Origin of the sequence: Leptolyngbya sp. CCNP1308 (genome assembly GCF_034932455.1) — a bacterium.
Classification (GTDB): domain Bacteria; phylum Cyanobacteriota; class Cyanobacteriia; order Phormidesmidales; family Phormidesmidaceae; genus Nodosilinea.
Genome location: NZ_JAYGIH010000120.1, coordinates 1 through 25,830, shown reverse-complemented (window position 1 = coordinate 25,830; position 25,830 = coordinate 1). Strand labels below are relative to the sequence as shown.

The following is a 25,830-nucleotide window of genomic DNA, read 5'->3' as shown; positions in this document are numbered from 1 at the left end:
CCAAACGGGGCGAAAAGTAGCTGAAGACTTCAAAGCCACGATGACAATTGTCTTTGATGACCTCTTGCCTCAATGGAACTACACCGCCGTCCCAGAAGTTCAGGTTATTTAATCCACGTTCCTAAGGAGCAATCTATGACCCGATCGCGGTTTAGGGCCATGCCCTCAGACGCAATAGTTGGTGCAGTGTTTGGCGCAACCCTGAGCGCTTTAGTTTGTCTGGGTCTGGTTCGAGGGTTGGCCAGCCCCATCTACGTCGATCTGGTCGGCCTGGTTTTGGCAGACAGCGCCAGCTACCCCGACAGCCGGATGAACAATCGGATTGTGCTGGTAGAACCGCAGGTTGAAGGGCCGGTTTACCTCACGTCTGAAGCGATCGCTATCAACGACCTGTACGGGCTAGTTGACCAATCCGTTCGGCTACGGGGGAAGTTTAGGCGACTGACGCTCACCACGGGGGAGTCAATTTTAGAACTGGAGGTTAAGCAAGTCTTAAAAACCAGCGCACCTGGGTAGGTTCACGTTTTTGAGACCTTAGGCTAACGTTTAGACAGCCCGTGCCCACTCATGCTGTAAATCAATTCGACGCTATGGTAACTGCTCTGTCTTCCCCCACTGCGATCGCCGACTGGCTCGGCCCCGACGCCGAAACCCTGCTCGACTATGAGGCTAAAGTGTCAAAGTCGATGCTGCACCTACCGGGGCCAGACTGGGTAGATAGAATATTTGCCCAGAGCGATCGCAACCCCCAAGTCCTCCGCAGCCTGCAACAGCTCTACAGCACGGGTCGCCTGGCCAACACCGGCTATCTCTCGATATTGCCGGTAGATCAGGGCATCGAGCACTCGGCTGGGGCCTCCTTTGCGCCCAACCCTATGTACTTTGACCCGCAGAATATTGTCGAACTGGCGATCGCTGGGGGCTGCAATGCCGTCGCCACCACTCTTGGCGTTCTGGGCAGCATGTCGCGCCGCTACGCCCACAAAATTCCCTTCATCCTCAAGCTCAACCACAACGAGCTGCTCACCGCCCCCAACCGCTTTGACCAGGTGATGTTTGCCGATGTTGAGCAGGCCTGGAACCTGGGCGCCGTTGCCGTCGGGGCCACCATCTACTTTGGTTCTGACGAATCGACCCGCCAGATTCAAGAGGTCAGCGCCGCCTTTCAGCGAGCTCACGAGCTGGGTATGGCCACCATTCTCTGGTGCTACCTGCGCAGCAGCTCCTTCAAGCAAGACCGAGATTATCACCTGGCCGCCGACCTCACAGGCCAGGCCAATCATCTGGGCGTCACCATCGAAGCCGACATCATCAAGCAAAAGCTGCCGGAGGTCAACAACGGCTATGGGGCCGTCGCCAAAGCCATGGGCAGCACCTACGGCAAAACCCACAAGCTGGTCTACAGCGACCTCACCACCGACCACCCCATCGACCTCACCCGCTACCAGGTGCTCAACTGCTACGCCGGGCGCATGGGGTTGATCAACTCCGGCGGCGGCTCCGGTGAAAACGACTTTGCCGAGGCCGTGCGCACCGCCGTGATCAACAAGCGGGCCGGGGGCATGGGGCTAATTTCAGGCCGCAAGACCTTCCAGCGCGACTTCAAAGAAGGGGTGAAGCTGTTTCACCTGATTCAGGACGTGTACCTGTCTGACGCAGTCACCATCGCCTGAGGCTGACTGGGCTGGCTGGCCCGCACGGCGCGAAACATGCCAAACCGGCACAGCCCCGCGCCAAAGGCCAGCCTCATCAGCAGCAGTGTGGGCACCTCCCGCACCGACTTGACAATCCCCGCTGGCCCAAAGCGCACCATGCCCTGGGGTCGGATCACCCCCTGCCAAATGGAATCAAGCCAGGAGGGCAGGGTTTCCTTTGACCAGTCGGCGGTAGTCACCTGGCCCGCTACTAGCCCAGTGGCTTCGAGCTGCTCAGCAAAGCCTTCGATACTGGCAAAGGCTGGGTGCGACCACTGATCGAGCAGCTGGCGCATAACCGGCTTCTCCCAGGCGTTGAGGGGAATGTTGCGGTCATCTCGCTGGTTCCAGTCGGCCACCACCAGCACCCCGCCGGGCTTTAGCACCCGCAGCAGTTCGCGGGCAAACACGGCCTTGTCAGGCATGTGGGGGCCAGCCTCCACCGACCACACCACGTCAAAGCTACCGTCGGGGAACGATAGCGCCATGGCGTCATCCACCTGGAACTGAGCGGAGACTCCGGGGGGGGTGAGTTGCTGGGCGCGCTGTACCTGGTTGGGGCTGATGGTGACCCCCGTAACCGCAAAGCCGTAGTCGCGAGCGAGGATGCGACTGCTGCCGCCAATGCCGCAGCCCACATCGAGAACCGTGGTGCCCGCAGGCAGGCGGTCTAGACCGCCCCAGCGCACCATCTCATGGACAAAGTCGGCCTTGGCGGTGAGAAAGTCTTTGCGGCGCGGCGGTGAGCCATAGTGGCCTAGGTGAATGTGCTCACCCCAGTAAAACTCCAGAATGCCGTCTTCGGTCCACTGGTCGTAGGAATTGGCTACGGTGTTGGAAGACTCGTAGCGGCGGGGGGTGAGGAGGTAAAACAGTGCCCCTACAGCCAGTAGCCCGAGAAGAATGCCAAGAATGCCGATTGCGTTCATTTAGAGGAAAATCTGCTGCGTTGCGGTTTGTATCGTCGATTGTTACCTCATTGTGACAAGCTTGCGGCCCTCGATCAACTCAGGTGTCTGAGCCAAGCCGGTTTGCCCTCAATAAAAACCCCCGACCGAAGCCGGGGGAAACCCCATCAGGAGACGCCTATTTGACGATTAAGCTAAATTTAAGCCGCCCTTTTAGCGCTTGTAATAAGACTATCGAACCGGACGATGTATGGAGCAAGCACCACCGCAAATTTACGGAAACAACACGGCGGACTTTAAGAATTGCTTACAAAATCCGGGTAATCTTGCGGGAACCTGGGGGTTCCCGCAAGATTTTGTGATGATGCTTGGCTGGCGATCGCCGAATCCATAGGCATCACCGGAGGCATAGCGCCAGGGCAACAGCAGTCGCGGTGAGCATGGTAAAACAAAAGCAGTTCAGTCTAGAGGTATGCGGTGGGGTGGTTCTTTAGCTTGCTTAAGCATTCTGCTTTGGCGGTTTTTAGTTTGGTCTTGGTCGTTAACCTATGGAGCGGGACGGCGGTGGCCAACCCCAATTACCCACCGCCGCTGTCCTTTAGCAACGCTGAACTCAAGGGCAGAGACTTTTCTGGGCAGCAGCTGCGGGCGGCAGAATTTTCGAACGCTAACCTGGAGCTGGCCGATTTTAGCGAGGCCGATGTGCGGGGAGCCGTTTTTAGCGGTTCGGTAGCTACCAACGCCAACTTTCACGGGGCAGATTTCACCACAGGCATGCTTGACTCGGTCAGCTTCACCCGCAGCGACCTGGGCGATGCGGTTCTGGTAGACACCATTTTGCTGCGGGCTACCTTTGAGGAAACCGAGATCGCCGGGGCAGATTTTTCGGGGGCAATTTTAGATGGAGCCCTGGTTCGACAGCTCTGCAAGACAGCGGCGGGGGTGAATTCTAAAACCGGGGTAGCCACGCGAGATTCCCTCGGCTGCCGTTAGGGGCTACGGCGGCTCGGAGCGAGTGGTGAGAACGAGGACGGCGATCGCCACCAAAAACCCCACGTACCCGCCTACAAACAGCCACTCCTGCCAACTCCCTTCCATCACTGGCCCTCTCTAAGCTGAGGGGAGCGATCGCTCCATTGAACTAACCACTGCTCCATCTCGGTGGGCAGTGGACTGCGGCGGCGACTCGCCACCTCAATGCAGACGTGGCGGGTAACGGCCTGGGCCACTGCCGTAGCCTCAAGCGTTAGCTGATATTGAATTTCAAAGCTGCTGTCGTCTAAGCGGGTGGGGGCCAGGTGAATGGTGATGCGATCGCCGCACCGCAGCGGACGCCGATAGTCCATGCTGGTGTGGACAATGGGGTAAGCCAGCGCTTCAGCCCGAAAAAATGCTCCCAAATCCAGCCCTGCCGCCTCTAGGGAGGCTTCGTAGGCGGCGTGGCACATCATCAATTCATTGGCGAAATAGACCACCCCGGCCCCGTCGGTTTCGTGAAACCGCACCTGATGCTCAAAGACATAGCCCATAGCGGCTATCCCCACCTCTTCAACCACCACCAAACCGACAAAGCCGGTCTAGCTGGCATTGGGCTGGGCCGGGCGGAAGGGATAGTCGGTCGGCAAACCGCCTTCGGTTTCTGCGGCCTTCGCGGCGCCTTGGCCCAGGGCCAGCATCGGGTTGTCGATGATCTGCAGCAGGTTGGCCACGCCGTACTCCAGTACCTCAACCGGGTCTACTGCGACCCAGCCTTCGCCAGTTAGCTGACGCAGCTCAAAGTGCAGGTGAGGGCCGGTGGAGGTGCCGGTACTGCCCACTAAGCCAATCACTTCGCCCTGCTCCACCCATTCCCCAGCTTCTACGGCGAGTTGAGAGAGGTGGGCGTAGCGAGACTCAAGCTTGTCGTCGTCGTGGCGCATGATCACCGTCAGGCCATAGCCGCCCAAAAAGTCTGACACCGAGACACGCCCAGCTCTGGTTGCCAGCACTGGAGTGCCCATCGGGGCCGCCAGGTCGGTACCGGAGTGAAAGCGCCAGCTCTGGGCAACGGGGTGCATACGCCAGCCAAACAGCGATGAAATTGACGCGGGCACCGACAGCGGAAACACGTATTCTTCATTGCCGCGCCGCAGCACGTTGAGGGGACGCAGCTTTTCGTTGAGGGCTTCGCGGCTGACGATGGTGGTGCTGCCCAGTCGTACCCCTTGAGAACCTACGGCAATGGGGCCAACCCGGATTTCGCCCTGGCCAGTACTGACCGTCCCAGCGCCCTGGGAGGCTGAGGCATTGGAGGCACAGGCTGCACTGGGGGTGCTTTGCCCTGAGGCAACGGTAATTTGGCAGCCGCTAGAGCGTTCGGCAAACACTACGTTGGGAGAGCCGCCGGGTCGAGCGGCTGGAGCCTGGGTGGCCCCTAGGCTGTAGTCGGTGGGGTCAATAAAAACGCTGTTGTAGCCCGCAGGCACCGATTCATCGGCGGCAATGGCGTCGGGCACTACGGTGGCAGGGGCCTCTGCCGGAACCGGCTCTGACGTAGTGGCCGCGGCGGGAACCTCTGCTTCAGCTGCTGCGCCCGGCATCGAGGCGATCGCGGGTTTCAGCAAGCTCTCGGCCATGGTGGGGGCCGTGGGGGTGGCCGGAATGGTAACGGTGATAGCCGCTGGGGGCGGCGGAGGAACCGGAGAGAACATCGGCGAACTCGCTGGAGGGGGGGATGTCACAACGGCTGAGGTAGACGGGCGCTGAGGCGTAAACTCAGGCTGTGCTACAGAGGGTGAAGGTAAACTTAGCGTCGCTGGAGAGCTAGCCCTATGGGCGCTGCCATTCGCTGGCATGAGATAGTCAGCTGAGGTTTCAACTGGCCCTTCTTGGTCAGACGAGTCAGGGGTATCGGTAGTTCCGGCAACGGCTAAGCCGCTGTGGGCTAGACCCATGCCCCCAACGAGCATTGCTATCTGTATCCAGGCTACTGAAGGAAAAACTCCGGGGAGTTTATACGCTTGAATAGGCTCTGCGTTATTTCTGTTCACCATAATAATCAGCCGCTACGCATTGTAGCCCAAAGTTACTTTACCTGGTTCAATCTCCAGCGTCTTGACCGCTGGCGTATCGTTATGTACTGGCTTTAGCCGCACCCGCAGGTTCCCCGATGGGGCGACGCCAATCACCTCCGCTGCCTGGCCTTCTACCGTGAGACCCTGGCCTAGATTGGCCAGGCGAGTCTGGTAGTCGATTAAAAAGGCGTCATCGCCCTGGTTTTGCCAGTGGAGATAGCCCTGCATGAGGCCGTAGAGGGCGATCGCAGCCAGGCCCTCCAAGGTATTCAACGGGCCGGCAGCCAGTTCCGGTTGAATTAGCGCTTGAATCGAGGTGCCGGTGGCGGGAACGGGGTTAAATCCATTCAGCCCCAGACCAATCACCACGGTTTGTACCCGACCGCTCTCCAGGTGGGTTTCAGCCAGTACACCGCCCAGCTTTTTGCCCCCGGCGACTAAATCGTTGGGCCACTTGACCTGCACTGGCAGGCCTAGATTGGCCAGACTGGTAGCCACACCCCAGGCGCTGGCCAGGGTGAGGTATGGGCTACGGGCAGCGGGCAGATCCGGCTTGAGCCCCAGCGACAGGTACAGCCCTCCGGGGGGAGACTGCCACTGCCGCCCCCACTGCCCCCGCCCGGCCTGCTGGGTCGCTGCCACTAGCACTGTGCCTGCCGGAGCGCCAGCGGCCATCATGGCTGCCAGCGCTCGGTTGGTGGAGTCAATCTGCTCGGCCCAGTGGAGATAAAAACGGGGGCGCAATGCCTGATAGTCGGGCATTATTCCCAAGTTTTTGGGTGGTTGGAGTAGGGCATGGCGAAGTCGGTCTAGGTTCACCCGCTAATCGTCCTAGAATTTTATGTAGAAATTAAAATAGGTCTCTGACTAATACCTGATCACGCTACCACCTTAGAAAACCTGCGGAGACGGTTGGGGAAACAGCAAAATAGAACTTGATAAAACGGCGCTGCAACTTAACGCCTGCTCTACATTGACGGTGGGGGCGGCGATGATATTGCAGCGTACAGGTATTACAACCACTGCAGGGGGCGATATGGCAAATTGGCATTGGCAGACCCGGCAAGGGCAAGACTTGCTCACCTGTGATCTGCTGCAAGATTGGTATCACGGCTTTTTTACTCGCCAGTTTTGGCCCCAGACCCCGGAGACCCTGACGGCGGCTCTCGACGCGACGGCAGCGGTGCAGCGGGTGAAGCAGGTTCACGGCAACCAGGTGCTAGCCCCTGCTGACCTACCCGTTCCCGATTCAGCGGAGATGGCTGAGGCCGATGGTCTGGTGAGCGATCGCCCCGGTCAAGCCCTCTGGGTCTGCTCGGCGGACTGTAGCCCAGTGTTAATTGGCGATCGCGCTACCGGTCAGGTCGCGGCTATCCACGCGGGCTGGCGGGGCACGGCCCAGGTGATTGTGCCGGTGGCGGTGAGCAAGCTCCAGGCCCAAGGCAGCCGATTGGAGGATTTGGTGGTGGCGATTGGCCCGGCGATCGCGGGGGAGGTCTACCAGGTTTCTGTGGATGTGGCCGCAGCGGTGGGGAGGACGATTATTCCTCAGTCCCTTGGCTCTCCTGATAACGACGAAGCGGTGTTAGCAGACCTGCAACAGCGCGAAAATTCCCCCGTGCTAGGAGATGACGCCCCCGGCAAGGTGCGGTTGGATGTGCGGCTGGCCAATCGGTGGCAGCTAGAGCAGTTGGGGCTGAGGCCGGAGCAGGTGGCAATCGCCCCCCACTGCACCTTTCAGGAGGGCGATCGCTTTTTCTCTTACCGCCGCACGGGGGAAAAGCAGGTGCAGTGGTCGGGCATTGTCAGCCAGGGAGCAGCCACCCATTAGGGTAGCCAAGTAGCCTGGAGGCCGCTAAAAGGAAACTCCTCAGGATCGGTGACGGTGGGCATGCTTCCAGCGCCATCTTTAGTAGCGGCATCCCCGACCTCAGTCCTGTCCTCAGTTTCGGCTGCGCCTGCGGTAGTGTCGGCACCTGCGGCAGATGCAGCGGCGGCGAGAGAGACTAGCGGTAAATGCCAGATCACAGGTGCGCCGGTTTCGCCCTCGGGGGTAGTTTGCCGGGCCAAGTCGAGCAGCAGCGATCGCCCGTCGGGGGCCACGCTCATGTGCATGCGCTGCTGCTGGGGCAGGCGGAGCAGAGGGCGGGTCTCCCCATCGGCTAGGGTAACCACTAGCAGCAGCGGCTGCTCAACGTAGGCATCTTCAGATTGAAGGGTGTCGGCTTCCACGGGAGCTTCGACCAGCTCGCTGGCCAGCACGTAGAGAAACTGGCGGGTGGGGTCAAACTGGGCGTCAACAATGGCCCCGCTCACCTGCAACAGCTCCTCTTCTCGGCCCTGGTTAGTGACTAAAAACAGCGATTCGGTAAAGCGCTTTTCGGGGTCGTCTTGGTTGAAGTTGACCATGGCGGCGGCAGAGCCATCGGCGGCCAGATCGAGCACTCGCCCGTAGTTGGGCAAAAAGTCGAGGGGCTGACTGGGCCCGCGAGCCTTCTCTGCACCCAGATCAATAATGGCGGTGCCCTGACCCTGAAGCAGCAGCAGCGACTGGCTGTCGGGGGCAATTAAAAAGTCGCCGCCGGGCTCGGTTTCGATCGGCTGAGGATCTGAACCCTGGCGCACTATCCAGGGGCCAAAGTCGGCGGGGTTTTGCTGGTTGACCCGCTGCACCACGATGGTTTGCCCATCGGCAGAGAGGTCAAACTTGAGGTTTTGGTAGGTGCTACTGTCGAGCACCAGGGTGGTTTCCCCCGAAGTCGCGGCTTTTTTCTGGGGCCAGAGCTGCTGCCACAGGGGCGGGCGCTGGGCGGCAAAGTCGATGGGTGGGCGGGGGGTGAGGCCCGTGGTGACGGTATAAATCTGCTGGTTGAGCAGGTTACTCGCCTGGCTACTGTCGCTGGCCGAAAACAGCACCTTGTCGCCCAGGGGATAAGGCTCAAAGGCCATCACCGAGAGGTTTTTAGGAGTCAGAATGGTGCGCTCTTGACGGCTTAGGTCGGCCAGCACTAGGCGGTTGGCTTCGTCGTCCTCAGCTCCGATATATAAAAAGGCACGAGGGCGGGTTTCAAACTGGCTCTGGAAGGGCTCAAACCGGCTAGCGCCAGCGGTAAGGGAGGCGTAGCGATCGCGCGCCCCCTTCAAGCTCACGCTAAACGATTCCCCGTAGGGCAGCGGCTCGGTCAGGGTGTAGGCCATGCGCCGCCCGGCCCAGCTCACCTTGCCCGGCAGGGGCGGGTCGAGGGTGAGGTTTTGCTCCACGCTGGCCACATCCATGGGGCGGCTAAAGGTGAGCAAAAAGGCCTGGTCTTCGGCTCCCACCTGGCGGTCTTGCCAGGTAAAATCGCGCACCCGCGCCGTGGCGTGATCGCCCGAGAGAATCAGCAGCCCCAGCGCCAGGGACAGACCGGCAATGACGGTCATAGCCAGGCGATCGAGGGGTTGAGAGCGAGAGCGGCGAGAGCGGCGACGGGCCATGGTTAATATTCGTAGGGGGTGCGGGGTTCGGGAATTTCGGTCAGGGTGGGGTCGCCAATGGCGAGCTGGCGTTTGCCGTCGAGGGTGCTGGTCTGTACTGTGCCCTCAATCTCAAGCCAGGTGTCCGGGGCCGGACGGGCGGTGCCGGGGGGCAGCTCCACCGGCAGGCCTACGGGGTAGGCGTCGGCGGCGCAGCAGGTGAGCACAAACCGCGAAATCATCACAAACTCGTCGGGCCAGCCGGGAATGTGGGTGACAAACCCGCTCACTTTGGCAGGCAGGCCCGCGTAGGCGTCGGGCTCAGGGTAAACGTTGAGGGTGCGTACCCAGTCAACAATGGTGCGCTCCTCCGACTCGCCACCGAGGGAAAACCGCTGGGGCCGCGATCGCGTCTGACCCAGCACATCGGTAATGCCGCGCTGAAAGGCGGTCTCGCTGGCGAAGGGGCGCGGCGTGTAGACCAGCCCAAACACCGCGATCGCAATCAATAGGCCCACGCTAAACTGCCGGGGTAGCAGGGCCATATGCTCCTGACTGCGAATGGTCTGGCGGGTTCCCTGGCGGTAGCTCAGCCCCACCTGCACCAGGCGGCTCACCCCCATGGCCAGCAGCAGCACCATGGCCAGGTGGGCCAGCCACATGTAGTCGGGGTGCAGCAGCAGGTAGAGCTTGCCCGTCACCGTAAAGCGCAGCAGCATCAGCCCCCAGAGCAGCAGCATGGCCGCATCCACCAGGGCCTGCCAGGGCAGCGATCGCCCTCGGGGGGCGCGAGAACCGTTAGAACTGGGCGTTGAGGTCATAATCGCCAGAGGAGAATAGGTTTTCGCAGCATAACAAACGAGTCATCGACCACAATTTTTGCCGCAGCCGTACCCAGTGACGGGCTGCTCGGGGTGGTCTTAACCGGTGTAGAGATTCATCACCAGGGTTAGCAGAAAAACTAGCTGCGCCGCCAGCACAAATAAATAGAGAATGGCTCGCCCCTTAAACACCGTCAGCAGCAGGCTGATGTTTTTCAGGTCAATCATCGGACCAAATACCAAAAAGGCCAGCAGCGCCCCGCTGGTGAAGGTAGAGGCAAACGACAGCGCAAAGAATGAATCCACCGTCGAGCAGATCGACACCACCCAGGCCAGGGCCATCATCGCCACAATCGACGTCACCGGCCCCTGGCCCAGACCGAGGATTACCTCGCGGGGGACAGCGACCTGGACAAAGGCGGCGATCGCACTGCCGATCACCAGCACTGCCCCCAGTTCCCGCAGCTCCAGCACCATGTTGTCCACCATCATCCGCAGTCGGGTGGCCATGGGCGGCGCGGCGACGGCCACCTGGGCCAACACCTGGGCGGGCGGCGCATCGAGCTGCAGCACCTGCCCCGGCGACTGCATTAAAAAGGTGCCAGACTTGAGCAGCGGTGAAATTTCCTCTTCCGCTGCAGCTACCGCCACCGGCTCAGGCTCTCCCATCATGCGGGTGAGACTATCCTGCAAAAAGGGCCGCACATCGGCCTGGGCGCTAAAGATTAGGGCGATCGTGACCGCCACGATCAGGGTGAACCCCACCCGCAGAAACACAATCTCGGGCTGGTCGCGAAAGGCAATCCAGGTAGCCCAAAACACCACCGGGTTTACCGTCGGAGCCGCCAGCAAAAAGCCGATCGCCACCGCCGTCGGTGCGCCCTTAGTCAACAGCCGCCGGGCCACCGGAATATTGCCGCACTCACACACCGGAAACAAAAAACCAATCAGGCTGCCCGCCAGCGCCGCCAGCACCACGTTTTTAGGAATCAGCGTCAGCAGCTTTTGCTCATCGACAAACAGCAGCAGTACGCTAGAAAAGATTACCCCCAGCAGCAGGAAAGGCATGGCCTCCACCAGCAAGCTAAAAAATAGCGTAATGCCATTGTTGAGTTGGGTCATAGAACCAGCCATAGGCAGGAAAAGTATCCCGGCGGGTGGTTGACCCCCAGGCAGAAGCACATTTTAGCGGATCTTGTTGCCTCCTGCCTGTAACGGGGATCGCTGGAGACAGAAGCGATCCCCAGTCAAACTGCTCTGCGGCGGGAAGCAGTGAATTAGGGTTTTTGCCAAATCAGTGAATAACGCCAGAACAGATGCCTGCGGAGACGGTAGCCTGGAATAATAGCGTCCGCAACTTTTTTAATCTGTTTTAGTGACAACTGGGCAGGACGGGTCGGCGCAACTTTGATCGACCTCGCTGTTGATGCTCGATGCCATTGCCCATACACAAAGTTGAGTGGAATAGAAATTGCGCTATAGGCATAGTCGATTGGGGTTTTCTCTCGATAAAGCCCAAGAATTAGCAGTTTTCCGGAAGGACGTAGCAGCAGCCTAATTTTCTGCAAAGCTGCCGCCATATTCATATGGTGTAAGGATGCGATCGCTACAGTCACATCGTAAGCAGTCTCGGGCAAGTCAGTTGCCAAAAAGTCGCCATTTATATAGGCAATATTGGCATCAAAACTAAGACCTGATGCTTCTGCCAAAACAGCTTCATCAACATCAAGAGCATCTACTGAGTTGGAGCGCTCCGCCAGTTTTCTGGCAAAGAGACCTAACCCACATCCTATATCCAGTGAGCGATTGACCCTGTTTGGGATTTGGCTCAACAGATAGCGATGATAATGGGTGTTGTGATCCCACATTTCTGCGTAACTCAAAGGAGCTCAAAGCCTAATGGGACTTCCTGCGATCGACCTTTAAAGAAAGGCGACCGCCATACGGACGTTGGTTTCTAGAGTCTGCTGCGGCTCAATCACTAGCAAATTTTCCCCCGAGTTGAGGGCATTGCGGGGGGCTGTCCAGGGCTCTAAACAGTAGTAGTCTTTGCCCTGCACCGTCCAAAACACCAGCTTGGTGTAGTCGCTACTCCAAGACAGGGTGAGCCGCCGCCCTAGATGGTGGTCGGTGACCGTCGCCGCCGGAGCCGTCAGGTTTTGAAAGGCTAGGTCAATCTCGGCCTGGCCAAAGTCAAACCTGCCCCCAAAGGTCTCAACCCCGCCCGTCAGGTGGTTGCGGAACTCCGTGGAGGGAATTTCAAAGGTCAGCTGCGATTTATCTTCCACCAAAAAATAAGGGTGCAGCCCGGTAGAAAAGGGCATGGGCTGAGCCGAAAGGTTGGTAAACCGCTGCTGCAATTCTAAAATATGGCCCCGCAGCTTAAAGGTAAAGGCCAGCTTGAACGCGAAAGGATACTGCGCCAGGGTAGCTTCGCTGCTCGTCAGTTCCAGGGTGAGGCTGGCCGATTCTGTCACATCCTGCTGGGTGACCTGCCAGGGCAAGTCGCGGGCAAAGCCGTGCTGCTTCAGGCTGTAGGTCTGGCCGTCCAGCTCGTATTGGTTGTTGGGCAGGTTGCCGCAGATGGGAAACAGAATCGGAATACCGCCCCGCACCGATAGCTCGGAGTTGGCGAAGCGATCGCCATCAAAGTAAAAAATATCCTGCCCCTCTACCTGCCAGCGGGTGGCAATGCCGCCGCGATCGGGCACCAGTTCAAGCCGGGTGTCGGTGTCCGTATCCGACAGCACGTAGGTGGAGTGGGGGTCTGCTTTTTGGGCGACGGCAAACACAGGACACCTCAACGGCACAATGCCTAGACGTTACCATAGCTGTCTGCCGTCAGGTGCTCTAGCCACAGCTGTTTATAGGGCTTTTTATTGAAGTTATGAAGCCCTAACGGTGCGTTATTCACCTTCGGTAGGGATTGGGGTCTCAGGTATGGTGTCGGCCCAGGCCTCGGACTCAGCGAGATCCGCTAAAGCGGCGGGCTGGGGAGTGCCCAGCGGTACTGCCGCTACGGGCTCGGCCTTCATCTGGATTGGGGCAGGCAGCGGCACAGGAACTTCACTGGGGCGATTTCCGGCGGGAGATGCGTTCTGCACCGGCTCCCGAGCGCTTTGCGAGGTGCCGCCGCTGCGTTCGGGCGGCACAGGCTTAAACTCCTGCTGCTCTGGTGAGACCTTAGGCCCCCATTCTTCTAGGTCGCCATCAAACTCGACCTCCATCTCCAGGGGTTCTGGCACATTGGGAGAGGACTGATCTGTCTCTGGGGCTGCCGACGGCTGATCTACGTTGGCAGGCTCACTACTGTCGTCAAGCGCCTCAGGGGTATTTGAGTCCTGAGTAGGCGCTGCCGAATCTTCCAGAATGTCCTTGGAGTCAGTTCCGTCCTCCAGTCTATCCTTGGGCTCTGATGTCGGTTCGGCTTCCAGCTCCACTGGCAGAACGTCCTCCGCATCGGGCGATACAAAGGGGCTGCTGGGGTCGCTGACCGTTTCTGGCGGTGCTTCTTGGACTTTGAGGTCAAGTACAACGGGCGACTTGAGCGGTTTGTCAAACTGCGAAGACGCTTGCTCAATGCGCTGGAGAACGTGCTGACTGTCATTGCCAGCCAGGGTTTTAGGATGGGAGTCTTGCACCCGCACCGGCACCAGTTCAACCCGCATCTGGTCGTCCTTCAGCGAAACCTTGAGCACTGCTGAATCCTGATTTTCAACGGGCTCGTCGGGGCGAAACACAAAGTCGCCCAGAGAGTAGGCAATGGGCCGACCCTTGTAGATTTCACCCCCCTGAATCACGGTGGGATGGTAGCCCACCACCACGTCTGCCCCCTGGTCGATGGCTAGGCGGGCCAGGTTGGTCTGCATAAAGTTGGGCTGTTCGCTGAGATGGTCAACCCAGCGAAAGTTCACCACAATCCAATCGACTTCGTCGCGCAGAGCCTGAATGTCAGCGACAATTTCGGGCATGTTTTGGGCGTTAAATCCGGCCCTGTCTTTAAAGGCTGTGGCTGTTTTAAAGGTCTCGACTTCTTTAGCGATCGCCTTGTCGCTGGCCCCAGCCCGCTCTCTGAGCACGTCGGTATCGTGGGCCGCATTGTTGCCTCCCATGGCATAGCTCAGGTAGGCAATGCGTTTACCCTTAACGTCGAGCACCTCTGGGCGGCGGGCTTCGAGGGCGTTGCGCCCGGCCCCAATGCGATAGAGGCCTTTGCTGTCTAGGGTGGTGAGGGTTTCGTTGAGGCCCTCGGCCCCATAGTCCATCAGGCTGCTGTGGGTGAGGTTGACAATATCTACGCCGCTGTTGACCAATAGATTGACCGCATCGGTGCGGGTCTGATGCCGCAGCCCCTCCTGAAGGTTGGTGGCCGCCGTGGCTAGCGGGGTGGCCAGGTTCACCAGCGCTAAATCGGCCTGGTCGTACTCGGCAACATCAGCGAAGAACCCCCCGGGAGCCGTCAGGCTTTCCGGAGCAATATCCTCTAGGGAAATATCGCCGCCAAACAAGAGGGTGACGTCATCGGAAGCGGCTGGCTCGACGGCTTGGTGGGCAATCACGCCCACTGGCTCAAGGGCCGTATCGACTACCGTAGGGCGGTTGCCACTGGAAGAACCTGCCGTTGTCGTCCCAGTGGCCGAGACAGGCATGGCCGTGCCGTCATCTCTGAGAGCAGAGGGTGCCACCGGAGGAGCTTCCAGATCTGAACCCGCCGCTGGTAGCACCTCAACCTGGGCCGAAAACTGGGGCAATGACGGCGACGGCGCCGAAATAATCACTTCGAGCAGACAGCCCATCACAAAGGCCGCCACCGCCGACCCCGACAGCACAAAGGTGCGTAGGGTCTGTAAGCGCTGGCGCGACAGGGTTCTGGCCGGGCGTGGCGATCGAATTTTGGGTGGCATCGCCGAGGCGGCCTGGCGCTGGGCCTGGGCTTTGAGCTTGCTCTGGCGGCGCTTTAGTGCTGGGGTGACAATCTTGACGCGCTGCTGCCAGAGCACTCGGCGATGACCCAAGGGGCGCGCCACAACCGAAATGCCTTCAATCAGCTCTGAGTTGAGCAGCCAGACGCGGTGACACAGAAACCGCAGCAGCCGGTCTTTAATCGGCGGCTGCCGAAATTCCACTACTAACTGGAGGCAGCCGGGGCGATCGGCCTGCACCTGCACAAAAATCCCGTGGGGGGTGAGGGGCTGGTTGAGCCACAGGGCAATGTCGCGGAAGTACCCTGCCGCTGCCCGTTCTTTCACGGAGGGCGGCTGAAGCAGCGGCCCCTGGGGCAATACCTGAGGCTGGGGAGGAATAACCGCGCTAATCATAAACGTGCAGGGGTAACAAGACGGCACATGAAAGGCGGTAGATCGGCCTCAACGACGGGGCGAAACTACCACGGCAAATGCGATGCCCCAATCATAGTGCAGACTTGAGGGGGTGACACATCTGTACTCAGATAGCCTTAGCAGGCGATCGCAGGCTCCCCGTGGCGATCTTTTGCCCCCGGCGATACAGACCCGGAAGCGGCCTCCCCATAATCTGCTAGTGTCTTATTTTTACAGATGCTTGCCCATGTCCACACCACCTCTAAGCGGGCGCGACCTGCTAAGCCTGAGTGACCTGAGTGTCGATGAGCTGCTAGAACTTTTGGCCTTTGCCACCGAACTTAAGGCGGGTAAACACCAGCCTCAGTTTCCCCAGAAGGTTCTGGGTCTACTGTTTCGCAAAGCGTCAACTCGTACCCGCGTCAGCTTTTCGGTGGCCATGTATCAGTTGGGTGGGCAAGTGCTCGATCTCCATTCTGGGGTGACTCAGGTAAGCCGAGGTGAGCCCACTAGCGATACGGCGCGAGTCCTCGATCGCTACCTAGATGTGGTGGCCATTCGCACCTTTGACCAGGCTGAAATTCAAGAATTTGCCGACTACGCTTCGATCCCTGTGATCAACGCCCTGACCGATCTGGAGCATCCCTGCCAGATCTTGGCCGATCTGCTGACCATTCAAGAAGAGTTTGGCTCCCTACAAGGGTTGACCCTGACCTACCTGGGGGACGGCAACAACGTTGCCCATTCTCTGCTGCTGGGCTGCGCCATGGTGGGAATGAATGTGCATATCGCCGGGCCGGAAGGTTATGCCCCAGACCCGGCTATTGTGGCCCAGGCCAATCAGCTGATGCAGGGTAACGGCCAGGTGCTCGTCACCACTGACCCCGAGGTCGCCGTCAAAAATGCCCAGGTGCTCTATACCGATGTCTGGGCCAGCATGGGTCAAGAGTCTGAGGCGGGCCAGCGGATGCCGATATTTCAGCCCTACCAGGTGAACGATGCGCTGCTAGAAAAAGCCAGCCCGGAGGCGATCGTGCTGCACTGCCTCCCAGCCCACCGGGGAGAAGAAATTACCCACGAGGTCATGGAAGGCTTGGCCTCTCGGGTCTGGGATCAGGCTGAGAACCGAATGCATGCCCAGAAGGCGCTGTTGGCAAGCGTCCTCGGGTAGTTTTGGAATTGCATTTGGAATTGCATAAAGAGTAGTTTGGAGCGGCAAGGTGGAGAGATGAGGAAATGATGGCATGGGGGGACGAGGAAGGTTTAGATGCTGCTGCTACCGTCTCTATCCTCCTCATATTCTTAATCGTCCTCATCTCTCCCTTGAATTTTGCCTAGATTAGATTTAAGAAATGCAGCACGCCCTGGCCGCTGAGGGCTTCGATCGCAATGGCAAAGGCAAAGCCCAGCATGGCCAACCGTCCGTTGAGGCTTTCGGCGGCGGGGGTGAAGCCCCATTCACGGGTTTCAGATGGGTTGGGGAAATTAGCCATAGATCTCTTTTGTAACGCTTTGTTAAGCATTATAGCGAGTTAGCTACGGAGTCACAGGGGTGAGTCACGATATTGCCGCCGATGGGGCGAAGGTATGGCGCTATCCGCCGCCGCTAAAGCCGGGCGATCGCCTGCGGGTAATCGCCCCCAGCGGGGCTCTGCGAGAGTTAGAGCGCTTTAACCAGGGGGTAGAAGTCTGGCGCAGCTGGGGCTTTGAGGTGGATGTTAGCCCTGGCGTTAGGGAGCAGTGGGGGTATCTGGCGGGCTCAGACGCCAACCGCCGTCACCAGCTGGGTCATGCCCTGGCAGACCCCACCTACAGCGGTATGCTCTGCGCTCGCGGCGGCTACGGGGGCACTCGGCTGCTGGAGGGCTGGCACTGGCCAGGGGCAATGCCGCCCAAGTGGCTAATTGGCTTTTCTGACATCACCAGCCTGCTGTGGAGCCTGGGAAAGCAGGGGATAGGCGGGGTGCATGGGCCGCTGTTGACCACCCTAGGGTTGGAACCCGATTGGTCGCAGCAGCGGCTGAAAAATCTAGTGATGGGCCATGGGTTACCGCCCCTGCACGGTGAAGGCTGGAGCCACGGGATGGCAGAGGGACGCCTGTGGCCCGCTAACCTAACGGTGGCCACCCATTTGCTGGGCACTGCCCACGAGCCGAATCTCACGGGCGCAATTTTGGCCTTTGAGGATGTCACTGAGGCTCCTTACCGCATCGATCGCATGCTGACCCACTGGCGCATGGCGGGCAAGTTTTCCCAGATCGGCGGTATTGCTCTGGGTCGGTTTAGCCGCTGCGAGCCACCCGATGGCGTGGCCAGTTTTACGGTGGCGGAGGTGCTGCGCGATCGCCTCGGCGATCTGGGCATTCCCGTCGTGGCTAATTTGCCCTTTGGCCACGACGGCGACAATGCTGCCCTGCCTGTGGGGGCCATGGCCCGCCTTGATGGCGGCGCGGGCAGTCTCGAAATTCTGCCAACCGCTTAGGTTTATACGGTCTGGGCGTCTTTAGAATGAAGTCACGCTTTAGGTACAGCCGTGGTTCCCCTCCGTGACGACAACCCGATCACCATTACCCCTGTGGTGACCTACGGGCTGATTGGGCTCAACATTGCCGTGTTTGTGTTTCAGCTCAGCCTGTCGCGGGAGGGTCTGGATAACTTTTTCGAGGCCTGGGCGCTGGTGCCGGCCCAGCTGACCGAGAGTTTTCAGGGGGCGATCCAGGCTCCGGTTTATGAATGGATTACCCTGATCTCGTCTCAATTCCTCCACGGCGGCTTTTTCCACGTGGGGGGCAACCTGCTCTACCTGTGGGTGTTTGGCAACAACATTGAAGACCGGCTGGGACACATCAAGTTTTTAATCTTTTACCTGGGCTGTGGGGCACTAGCCGGGCTAGCCCAGTGGGTTTTTGACCCCTACTCGGCGGTGCCGACCATTGGGGCTAGCGGGGCGATCGCCGGGGTGATGGGGGCCTACATCCTGAGGTTTCCTCGGGCCCGGATTGTCACCTTGATTCCGCTAATCATCTTTTTCACCACCGTTCGCATTCCGGCGGTTTTTTTCTTAGGATTTTGGTTTGTGCAGCAGGCGCTATTTAGCATAGCCAGCCTCAGCAGCGACGTTGACATGGGCGCTGGCGGGGTGGCCTACTGGGCTCACTCGGGGGGGTTTGTGTTTGGCCTGATCCTAGGGCCGCTGCTGGGGTTGATGGCCGACAAGCCGCGATCGCTTCGTCGGTAACCGTAGATCCACTAGATTCGGTGGCCCCAGCCGCGGCGGTGGAGTGGTAACTTCATAAAGTTCTCGAGTAAGCTATGAAATTATTTGTCGGTTTATTACTGATGCCCCGTAAAAGGCTTGAAAAGCACTAAAAGGGCGTTGGGCACCATGGCTGGTGAGCTTGCCCTTCGAGGGTTCCTGACTATCATCCTGATTAGCCAACTTACAGAAAGGTACGACTATGGCGGAAGCCAAGATCCTCGTTGTTGACGACGACCCCGCAATTCGCAACCTGATTCATCGGTTCCTGGCTAAGCAGGACTATGAAATGGAGTCGGCAGAGGACGGCAAAAAGGCCCTGGCGGTGTTCGAGCAGTTTACCCCCGACCTAGTCATCCTCGACCTCAACCTGCCTGACACCAATGGCTACGACCTCTGTAAAGAGATGCAGTCGCGCACCGGGGTGTTTGTCCTCATGCTCACGAGCCGCACCGACGAGTCGGACAAAATTCGTGGGTTTCACGAGGGGGCCGACGATTATTTGACCAAGCCCTTTAGCCTCGGCGAGCTAGAGGTGCGGGTGGGAGCGATTCTCAAGCGCCAGCGCCCGGTCACCGCCGCAGAACAGCAGTGCCTAACCTTCAACAGCCTGGCCATTGACCCGGTGCGCCGGGAGGTGATGCTTAACGATGAAATGGTACCCCTGACGGCCCTGGAGTTTGATCTGCTGCACTTCTTGGCCAGCCACCCCGGTCGCGTCTGGCGGCGGGCAGAACTGATTCAAAAGGTGTGGGACTACGACTATGTCGGCGACCAACGCGTTGTAGATGTCCACGTCGGCCAGATTCGCAAGAAGATTGAGAAAGACACGACCCAACCGGCCCTAATTCAAACGGTGCGGGGCGTGGGCTACAAATTTGAGCCGCCGGGTACCGGCGACGAGGCGATCGCAGGCTAGCCCGCCGCCGCCCCCCGCACCTGATTGCGAAAAGTCCAGGCCAGCTTCAGCACCTTGGTCCAGTTGCGCTGCACTTTTTTGGGCGTCCAGCCCAGGGTTTGGGCGATCGCCTCGTCGGTCAGGGCGGCGTCACCGATCTGCTGCCGCTTGAGGTCGAGGAACCGGTGGTAGTCTTCGGGCAGGGTGGTTAAAAACTCACCCCACTCCGTCGGCGTCATGCCCAGCCGAGCCTCCAGGTTGGCCCCGAGCCACTGGTGTACCAGCTGCCACTCGTGCTGCTGGGAAAACTTTTCAACGTGGTACTTGAACCGCTGCTGGAGGTAGTCGCGCTCCCGAGCTGAGAGGCCCAAAATGTCGTCGATTTCGGCGGCGGAACAGTCTTTGAGCTTGAGCACCAGGTAGTCGACGCAGTCGGTCTGGTTTTGGGTTTTGAGGTACTGCATCAGGGCGTTAATGACGCGATCGCGCATCACCCCATCGCCGGGGTCATCGACCTCGGCCATCATTTTTTCGCGCACCTGCTGCACTACCGAGCTGCGGGCGTGGCCTTCGGCGGCCTCGGTTTTGGCCCCCTCGCTGACTAGCGCCATATCCACCGAGGTTTCGGCAGGCTGGCGGCGGCTAAAGGCCTGGGCGCGCAGCACAATTAGCTGCTGGCTACCGCCCCGCAGGTTAATGCGCCGTTTGGCGTACTGCTCGCTAAAGGCCATGTACTCGGCCAGCTCCAGCCGGGTGCGAGGGGTGTAGGTGGCCGGTAGCTCGTGCTCGCGCCGAAAGGCGTTGAGCACCTCAATGTAGAAAATCTGCATGAAGTCTTCGAGCAGGGCGTAGCGTCCCTTAAACCCCAAATGGCTGCCCTGGGGAGCCACATGGCGGTAGACAATAGCGCTGAGGCTGCTGTGCAGCTCGACCCGACCCCGGTTCGAGCCCATGTCGTAGTAGGCCAGGCATTTGCTCACCCGATGGCGCACCAGGGCGGTCTGCCAGTGGTTGATATCGCCGGAGGCCTGGATGCGATCGCTCATGGCGCAGATGCGCTCAATCTCGGCTGTCAGCCGCTGCATCACCCCGTCAATGCCCCCCAACCGCCGCTGGAGGTGGGCCATAAATAACTCGTCTACCAGGGCGGCAATGGTCGAAACCGTTCCGGCAGCCTCGGGCTGGGGAGAAGGTTCTGGGGGCGGTGGGGTAGTCCCAGGGGGCGATGGGGGCATGGCTAAGCAGGTAGATGCGGTCTTCATAGTTACCCAATCCTAACAACGACACTGAAATCGGGAATAGCCAGCCGGGACACTCAGTAGATTGGTAAACCAGATTGGTGAATTGCCGGTGGGTTGTTGTGTACCCCCGCTTCAGCCGCTGGGATTTCCTAGAGCATGTGCCAGCACGCAAAGCTACCCGCCCTCGCCGCAGGTCATTCGCAGTGGGTTTGCCAAGCTGATGATCCTAGAAGAATACCCGGCCTGCCCTGAGCTATCGATCCTGAAAAGACTTGTTCTGCATTGGTTTCAGCATTTTCCGCAGCTATGCAAGGCTGTCGATCGCCAGCCGAATTGGCGCAAGCGATCGCGATCGAAGCGGTGCGCCCAGGATTTGCCGAGGGGGGTGCCAGTTGCCCAGTTGCCCCCCGTTGGCGATGGCCTAGTCAGCGGCAGCTACACCGGCTGAGCACCCCAGTCGAGAGCGGTCTCCCACCCTAGACCCTTGCGAATCATCAGGGGATTCTCCCCCTCCATATCCAGAATGGTCGAGACTTCGTAGCCCAGGGGGCGATCGTCATCGATCACGATGTCCACCAGTTTTTCGAGGGTGTCAAACATCGTCATTTTGTCCATGGAGCGTCCTTTGGTCGCCTCCGGCAGCAGCGTCAGGGCTGAGGTCGAAATAATCGGGTTTTGCAAGGTTTCTACCAGGGCCAAGCAAAGGGCGTGATCGGGTACCCGAATGCCCGTGGTGCGCCGCTTGGGGTTCATCACCAGGCGGGGTACCTGGCGAGTGGCGGGCAGCAAAAAGGTAAACGGCCCCGGAATTAATCGCTTAATCAGGCGGTAGGCTCCATCGCTGACGATCGCATAGTCGGCAATATTGGACAGCGAGGCACAGAGAAATGTCAAGGGCTTGTCGTTGGCCAACTGCTTGAGCTGGCGCACCCGCTGCACTGCCCCGCGATGGTTGAGGTCACAGCCAATGGCGTAAACTGTATCGGTGGGATAAAGGGCGATCGCCCCCTGCCGCAGCGCTGAAACCACGGCCTCCACTTTGCGGCTCTGCGGGTTGTCAGGATGTAGCTTATACGTTGTTGCCATTGTCCCGGTCTCCGCTGCGGTTGCGCTGTTGAAAATCCTAGCTTACCTCGATTGCCCCTCGGGCATTGCCGGCGACATGTGCCTGGCCGCCCTGGTCGATGCCGGGGTACCCCTTGACTATCTGCAAGCTCAGCTAGCGACCCTGGGCCTGAACGACGAATTTACCCTGACGGTGACACCGACCCATCGCCAGGGGCTGCGGGCGCTCCACGCTGAGGTCACGCTGACCTCGCCTCCCCAAGATCACCGCACTGGAAACCACCACCATCCCCCTGCCGCTGCCGAGCAAGACCAAGGTTCTGGGGCGGCGATCGCGTCAACTGCCGCCTCTCGCAATCTGCCTGCGATCGAACAGCTGATCACCCAGGCCACCCTGCCCGATCGCGCCCAGCGCTGGAGCCTAGCCGTGTTTCGTCGCCTGGCCGAGGCCGAGGCTGCCGTTCACGGCATCGCCGTAGATCAGGTGCATTTCCACGAGGTCGGTGCCACCGATGCCATTGTCGATATCGTCGGCACCTGTCTGGGCCTCGACTACCTGGGCGTCGATCATCTGGTCTGCTCGCCCCTGCCCACCGGGCGGGGCAAGGTGCGCGCGGCCCACGGCTGGCTGCCCGTGCCCGCCCCCGCCGTGCTTAAGCTGCTAGAGCAGCGCCAGGTGCCGATTTACAGCAATGGTCTCAATGGGGAACTGGTGACCCCGACCGGGGCGGCGATCGCCACTGCCCTCGCCGACTCCTTTGGCGACCCCCCTACCATGACCCTCCGCAGTACCGGCCTGGGGGCTGGGGGAAAGGATCTGCCCGTCGCCAATGTGCTGCGCCTGTGGATTGGTGAAACAGCGGCGACTCCGGATTCAACAGCAGTATCCCCTGCCTCAGCCCCAGCCGCGATCGCCTACGAGTCAGACACCGTGACCCTGCTCGAAACCCAAGTTGACGATTTGCTACCCCAGGCCGTGGGTTACCTCTACGATCGCCTCCTCGCAGCCGGAGCCCTCGACCTCTTCACCCAGCCCGTAGCCATGAAAAAATCCCGTCCTGGGCTGCTCATTACCGTGCTCTGCCGCCCTGCGGACGAACCCCACTGCACCGACATTTTGTTTGCTGAAACTTCCACCCTCGGCATTCGCCGCCAGTCTCAGCAGCGGTGGGTGCTGCCTCGCCGCATAGAAACCCTAGAAACCCCCTACGGCTCGGTTGCGCTGAAGTTGGCCTACCACCCCCGCACCCAGGCGGTGCTCAATGTTCACCCAGAGTACGAAGACTGTGCTGCCCTAGCCCGCCGTGCCAGCATTCCCTGGCAGACGGTACACCAGACCGCCCTCAGCCTGTGGTACCAACAGCAGTCCGAAGGCGCTTACTGATTTGGTTCCCTAGGCCTGCTCCTCAGAGTCTAAGGTCTCCTCCACCGACTCTCCCCGCAGATCTTCTTTATCAGCAGTGGGATCGGCATTGCCCAAAGCCTCAAAATGAGCCTGATTCAGCTTCTGAGAAAAAATTCTGAAGGCGTCTAGCCCCTGGCGTTCAGCGAGAAACAGAGCTGTCGTCCCCTGGTCGCGCTGGATTACCTTTACGAGGTTATATTCTGTGTTGTCACCATAGATGGCAAACGTGATTTGAAACACTTCTATAAAATTGATTACCCACTGACATTCACTGCGGGGAAACTGCTCGTAGTAGCGAATCAGGCTGGCAACTCTCGCCTCCATATAGGGAAGGGTCTGACGCGAAATCAGCACCAGCTTCAGCAAAATGATCGCCAGGGTGAGGGCATTGCCCTGGGACAAAATCATTGAAAACAACGGCGACGGCTGCTCTTGATCCTCAGTCATTAAGTAATCGACGATTCGGTTACTGGTGCGCAACACCAGCGACGCATCCCAAGGTTCAAAGTCAGACTCTGTGTATAAGTTGACTAGCCGTGCATCCAGCTGTTCCTGAATCTGTTTAGAGATTGGGTTGCCGCTGACGGTGTAGAGCAAATAGCGCGTCAAACTTTTCTTAAAGTCACCGTAGCTGCTCTCTTTGACCTGCTCTAAAAATAGACGAGCCAGGTTTTTATAGCTAAACTCACCCCGCCTGGCCACGATCGCCTTGACCAGGCGGAGAGCGCTGTCTCCTAGGGCTGTGGGGTTTTCTACGGGGCGATCGCGGTTTTGGCCCGACTGGCTGTGGGCCGTGTACATGGCCAAATCAAACTTAAACTTGTCCTTCAGCCGGCGAGAGAGGGCGCGGGCCGCCTGACGCTGTTCGATGGGATTAGCTTCATTGATGTACTGGGGCACCAGCAGATACGGAGTATAGCGAGCAGTCCAGTCATCGGGGCGGTTTAGGGTGCGCTCTTCGGTGTAGCGCGCCGCAAACAGCCGCAGTTCCTCAAAATCATCGCTTTCAAGAAATCGGGTCAGCCAGTTGCGCAACCGCTTGAGGGTAGGCGATAGGGTGCGACGCTGAATCAGGGGATCAGAAAATAGATCGACTAGATCCTGAATGGCGTCAAACTGGCGAGCCACCTCCCAGTTGTTGACGAGAATGTAACAGCAGCGCTTAATCGTGTTGCGAAACTCTAGCTCGTTATTCGCAAATAAGATGACGTGCAGCGCTGGCAGGGTCTGGGAGCTAACTGAGTCAGTATGGTGAACGAAAAGATGGCGAAATTCTTCTAAAACATCTTGGGGATGCCAAATTTTGACGATTTCTAGCAAAAAATCGTAGATTACCTGTTGTGCCTGAGCCAGTGACAACCCAGGTCGAGCCCCATACTCGTTTGACTCCATCGAAGGATATCTAGACACAGCTTCCCGAGACATTGGTTGGTAGATTTGACCCCGATGATTACCGGAGGTGGCTTAGGGCTTAACACCTGAAACTAATATTTTGTGTAATCGCAAACAGGTGCTGTCCCCGGACTTTCTTAGCCCTGACAGTCAAAACACTAAATTAGCTGGCCCAACAGCCGGCTAGATGCTTAGACGCTCCAAACCCGATAAACTCTAGACCCAATGAACCCGATGGTAGATGCATGCCTCAGGGTTGAACTCCCAACGTTAGCTAGCTCTCCATGGGAGAACACAGCCATCATCGCAGCGCCCAAGCGGCCCAAGGCCTTTAAGTAACAGCCACAGACATCTGTGTAAAATAACACAGCACAACACTGTCTTTAACCGAATCAGCCATTGTGCTTAGTTACAACCAGAACATATCCGGTTGACATTTAGACGGTGATCTGGATAGGAATCAGGGCCTTACGCCCTCGGTAGGCTGATAACACCACAACCTCTTTGAATAGCCATTGGGCATGCCAACGGCGAAGCAAGACTCTACAGGGAAACTTAGAAGAATATTACAGGCATTGGGACATGCTGGATCAAGGGCAAGGCTAATGGGTGAGCAGATCTTGACCCAGTAAAGCCTGATTTCTGCTCTTGGAGATGGTATGGGGGCGGAGGGGCTCGAACCCTCACGACCGTTTAAGGTCAACGGATTTTCATTCTCCCGCAGCTTTCGCTGCTGCCTAGAACGGGCCACCCCAAACCAGGTTTTGAGAATCGGACCCTCCCTTTACCCTCGTCTTCACGTTAGGGTAGCTCCCGTCGGGCCTCTGCACCTTCCGGCATAGTCTATGCCGGCTTGGCTCAGGATTGCCGTGTCTAGCGGCTGAGTCAGGCTAGTGCCATTGCTCAAGCTAGAGGTAGGTTTCCCTGAGTTTGAGAGCTTCCACTTAGCAGATTTCTCCACTAAGGCTCAGTTTTCTAAGTCCGTAGCGTCTACCATTCCGCCACGCCCCCGCGATCGCCCCAGTCAAAGGCAGGACGATACAGACTCTCATTCCACCACCAACCGTACGGGATTGCAACTCCCCCTCTACCTAAAGGTATAACTACTTATTTTTTGCTCGCTTTTATTTAGGAATGTGTGCTAATGTAACAACAGCTGAAGTAATACCTCAGCAACATACTTAGTACATTTACCTGGACTAATACATCATGACTACGACTCTACAGCGGCGCGAAAGCGCCAACCTGTGGGAGCAGTTTTGCCAGTGGGTGACCAGCACCGAGAACCGCCTGTATGTGGGCTGGTTTGGCGTGTTGATGATC

23 protein-coding genes and 1 pseudogene are annotated in these 25,830 nt (G+C 58.8%); 10 read left to right on the top strand and 14 right to left on the bottom strand.

Going from position 1 to position 25,830, the window contains the following annotated elements; translation table 11 throughout:
• Positions 1 to 135 precede the first annotated feature (135 nt).
• Both VB780_RS30895 and VB780_RS30890 read left to right on the top strand, forming a co-directional pair.
• The gene (locus VB780_RS30895; protein ID WP_323355036.1) at positions 136 to 516 is read left to right on the top strand and encodes a hypothetical protein; all 381 of its coding nucleotides are present in this window, start codon (positions 136 to 138) and stop codon (positions 514 to 516) included.
• A gap of 74 nt (positions 517 to 590) precedes the next feature.
• Positions 591 to 1,673, top strand: a complete 1,083-nt coding sequence (locus VB780_RS30890) for a class I fructose-bisphosphate aldolase (RefSeq protein ID WP_323355035.1) — start codon at positions 591 to 593, stop codon at positions 1,671 to 1,673.
• On the opposite strand, the gene VB780_RS30885 is transcribed toward VB780_RS30890, so the two are convergent.
• The gene (locus VB780_RS30885; protein ID WP_323355034.1) at positions 1,634 to 2,623 is read right to left on the bottom strand and encodes a methyltransferase domain-containing protein; all 990 of its coding nucleotides are present in this window, start codon (positions 2,621 to 2,623) and stop codon (positions 1,634 to 1,636) included. The genes VB780_RS30890 and VB780_RS30885 overlap by 40 nt on opposite strands.
• Before the next feature lie 513 nt (positions 2,624 to 3,136).
• On the opposite strand from VB780_RS30885, the gene VB780_RS30880 reads away from it, so the two are divergent.
• Positions 3,137 to 3,595, top strand: a complete 459-nt coding sequence (locus tag VB780_RS30880) for a pentapeptide repeat-containing protein (protein ID WP_323355033.1) — start codon at positions 3,137 to 3,139, stop codon at positions 3,593 to 3,595.
• Between the two features lie 104 nt (positions 3,596 to 3,699).
• Here the strand turns inward: VB780_RS30880 and VB780_RS30875 are convergent, their stop codons facing one another.
• The 3 genes from VB780_RS30875 to VB780_RS30865 all read right to left on the bottom strand — a co-directional run bounded on the left by VB780_RS30875 (position 3,700) and on the right by VB780_RS30865 (position 6,417).
• Entirely contained in the window at positions 3,700 to 4,161 is a 462-nt protein-coding gene (locus tag VB780_RS30875; protein WP_323355032.1) for a thioesterase family protein, read from the bottom strand.
• A gap of 18 nt (positions 4,162 to 4,179) precedes the next feature.
• Complete coding sequence (locus VB780_RS30870; protein WP_323355031.1) at positions 4,180 to 5,322, bottom strand: M23 family metallopeptidase; 1,143 nt, start codon at positions 5,320 to 5,322, stop codon at positions 4,180 to 4,182.
• Between the two features lie 324 nt (positions 5,323 to 5,646).
• Positions 5,647 to 6,417 (bottom strand): biotin--[acetyl-CoA-carboxylase] ligase, encoded by a 771-nt coding sequence (locus VB780_RS30865; RefSeq protein ID WP_323355030.1) that lies wholly within the window; start codon positions 6,415 to 6,417, stop codon positions 5,647 to 5,649.
• A gap of 274 nt (positions 6,418 to 6,691) precedes the next feature.
• Between VB780_RS30865 and pgeF the strand changes: the two genes are divergently transcribed.
• Complete coding sequence (pgeF, locus tag VB780_RS30860) at positions 6,692 to 7,486, top strand: peptidoglycan editing factor PgeF (RefSeq protein WP_323355029.1); 795 nt, start codon at positions 6,692 to 6,694, stop codon at positions 7,484 to 7,486.
• Here the strand turns inward: pgeF and VB780_RS30855 are convergent.
• The 6 genes from VB780_RS30855 to VB780_RS30830 all read right to left on the bottom strand — a co-directional run bounded on the left by VB780_RS30855 (position 7,483) and on the right by VB780_RS30830 (position 15,250).
• Positions 7,483 to 9,132, bottom strand: a complete 1,650-nt coding sequence (locus VB780_RS30855; RefSeq protein WP_323355028.1) for an Ig-like domain-containing protein — start codon at positions 9,130 to 9,132, stop codon at positions 7,483 to 7,485. The genes pgeF and VB780_RS30855 overlap by 4 nt on opposite strands.
• A 2-nt stretch (positions 9,133 to 9,134) precedes the next feature.
• The gene (locus VB780_RS30850; protein ID WP_323355027.1) at positions 9,135 to 9,932 is read right to left on the bottom strand and encodes a TIGR03943 family putative permease subunit; all 798 of its coding nucleotides are present in this window, start codon (positions 9,930 to 9,932) and stop codon (positions 9,135 to 9,137) included.
• A gap of 99 nt (positions 9,933 to 10,031) precedes the next feature.
• Complete coding sequence (locus tag VB780_RS30845) at positions 10,032 to 11,054, bottom strand: permease (protein ID WP_323355026.1); 1,023 nt, start codon at positions 11,052 to 11,054, stop codon at positions 10,032 to 10,034.
• 155 nt (positions 11,055 to 11,209) lie between these two features.
• Positions 11,210 to 11,815: a class I SAM-dependent methyltransferase gene (locus VB780_RS30840; protein WP_323355025.1), complete on the bottom strand. Its 606-nt coding sequence runs from the start codon at positions 11,813 to 11,815 to the stop codon at positions 11,210 to 11,212.
• Positions 11,816 to 11,854: 39 nt separating this feature from the next.
• Positions 11,855 to 12,724, bottom strand: coding sequence for an aldose epimerase (locus tag VB780_RS30835; protein WP_323355024.1), 870 nt, complete (start codon positions 12,722 to 12,724; stop codon positions 11,855 to 11,857).
• Between the two features lie 114 nt (positions 12,725 to 12,838).
• On the bottom strand, positions 12,839 to 15,250 hold the full coding sequence (locus VB780_RS30830; protein ID WP_323355023.1) for a CapA family protein: 2,412 nt from the start codon (positions 15,248 to 15,250) through the stop codon (positions 12,839 to 12,841).
• 247 nt (positions 15,251 to 15,497) lie between these two features.
• Here VB780_RS30830 and argF point away from each other — a divergent pair, with 247 nt between their 5' ends.
• The gene (argF, locus tag VB780_RS30825; protein ID WP_323355022.1) at positions 15,498 to 16,421 is read left to right on the top strand and encodes an ornithine carbamoyltransferase; all 924 of its coding nucleotides are present in this window, start codon (positions 15,498 to 15,500) and stop codon (positions 16,419 to 16,421) included.
• Between the two features lie 163 nt (positions 16,422 to 16,584).
• Here the strand turns inward: argF and VB780_RS30820 are convergent, their stop codons facing one another.
• The gene (locus VB780_RS30820) at positions 16,585 to 16,743 is read right to left on the bottom strand and encodes a hypothetical protein (protein ID WP_323355021.1); all 159 of its coding nucleotides are present in this window, start codon (positions 16,741 to 16,743) and stop codon (positions 16,585 to 16,587) included.
• Positions 16,744 to 16,802: 59 nt separating this feature from the next.
• On the opposite strand from VB780_RS30820, the gene VB780_RS30815 reads away from it, so the two are divergent.
• From VB780_RS30815 to VB780_RS30805, 3 genes are all read left to right on the top strand, one after another.
• A complete protein-coding gene (locus VB780_RS30815) occupies positions 16,803 to 17,732 on the top strand; it encodes an LD-carboxypeptidase (protein WP_323355020.1) in 930 nt (309 codons plus the stop codon).
• A gap of 51 nt (positions 17,733 to 17,783) precedes the next feature.
• On the top strand, positions 17,784 to 18,488 hold the full coding sequence (locus VB780_RS30810) for a rhomboid family intramembrane serine protease (RefSeq protein ID WP_323355019.1): 705 nt from the start codon (positions 17,784 to 17,786) through the stop codon (positions 18,486 to 18,488).
• A 220-nt stretch (positions 18,489 to 18,708) separates the two neighbouring features.
• Positions 18,709 to 19,425, top strand: a complete 717-nt coding sequence (locus VB780_RS30805) for a response regulator transcription factor (RefSeq protein WP_323355018.1) — start codon at positions 18,709 to 18,711, stop codon at positions 19,423 to 19,425.
• Here the strand turns inward: VB780_RS30805 and VB780_RS30800 are convergent.
• Positions 19,422 to 20,666, bottom strand: coding sequence for a hypothetical protein (locus VB780_RS30800; protein ID WP_323355017.1), 1,245 nt, complete (start codon positions 20,664 to 20,666; stop codon positions 19,422 to 19,424). The genes VB780_RS30805 and VB780_RS30800 overlap by 4 nt on opposite strands.
• A gap of 414 nt (positions 20,667 to 21,080) precedes the next feature.
• Positions 21,081 to 21,731 (bottom strand): L-threonylcarbamoyladenylate synthase, encoded by a 651-nt coding sequence (locus VB780_RS30795; RefSeq protein ID WP_323355016.1) that lies wholly within the window; start codon positions 21,729 to 21,731, stop codon positions 21,081 to 21,083.
• A gap of 28 nt (positions 21,732 to 21,759) precedes the next feature.
• Between VB780_RS30795 and larC the strand changes: the two genes are divergently transcribed.
• Complete coding sequence (gene larC / locus VB780_RS30790; RefSeq protein WP_323355015.1) at positions 21,760 to 23,094, top strand: nickel pincer cofactor biosynthesis protein LarC; 1,335 nt, start codon at positions 21,760 to 21,762, stop codon at positions 23,092 to 23,094.
• Positions 23,095 to 23,103: 9 nt separating this feature from the next.
• On the opposite strand, the gene VB780_RS30785 is transcribed toward larC, so the two are convergent.
• Positions 23,104 to 24,525 (bottom strand): hypothetical protein, encoded by a 1,422-nt coding sequence (locus VB780_RS30785; protein ID WP_323355014.1) that lies wholly within the window; start codon positions 24,523 to 24,525, stop codon positions 23,104 to 23,106.
• 1,191 nt (positions 24,526 to 25,716) lie between these two features.
• Between VB780_RS30785 and VB780_RS30780 the strand changes: the two are divergent.
• Positions 25,717 to 25,830, top strand: a pseudogene (locus tag VB780_RS30780) (photosystem II q(b) protein); the annotation flags it as partial.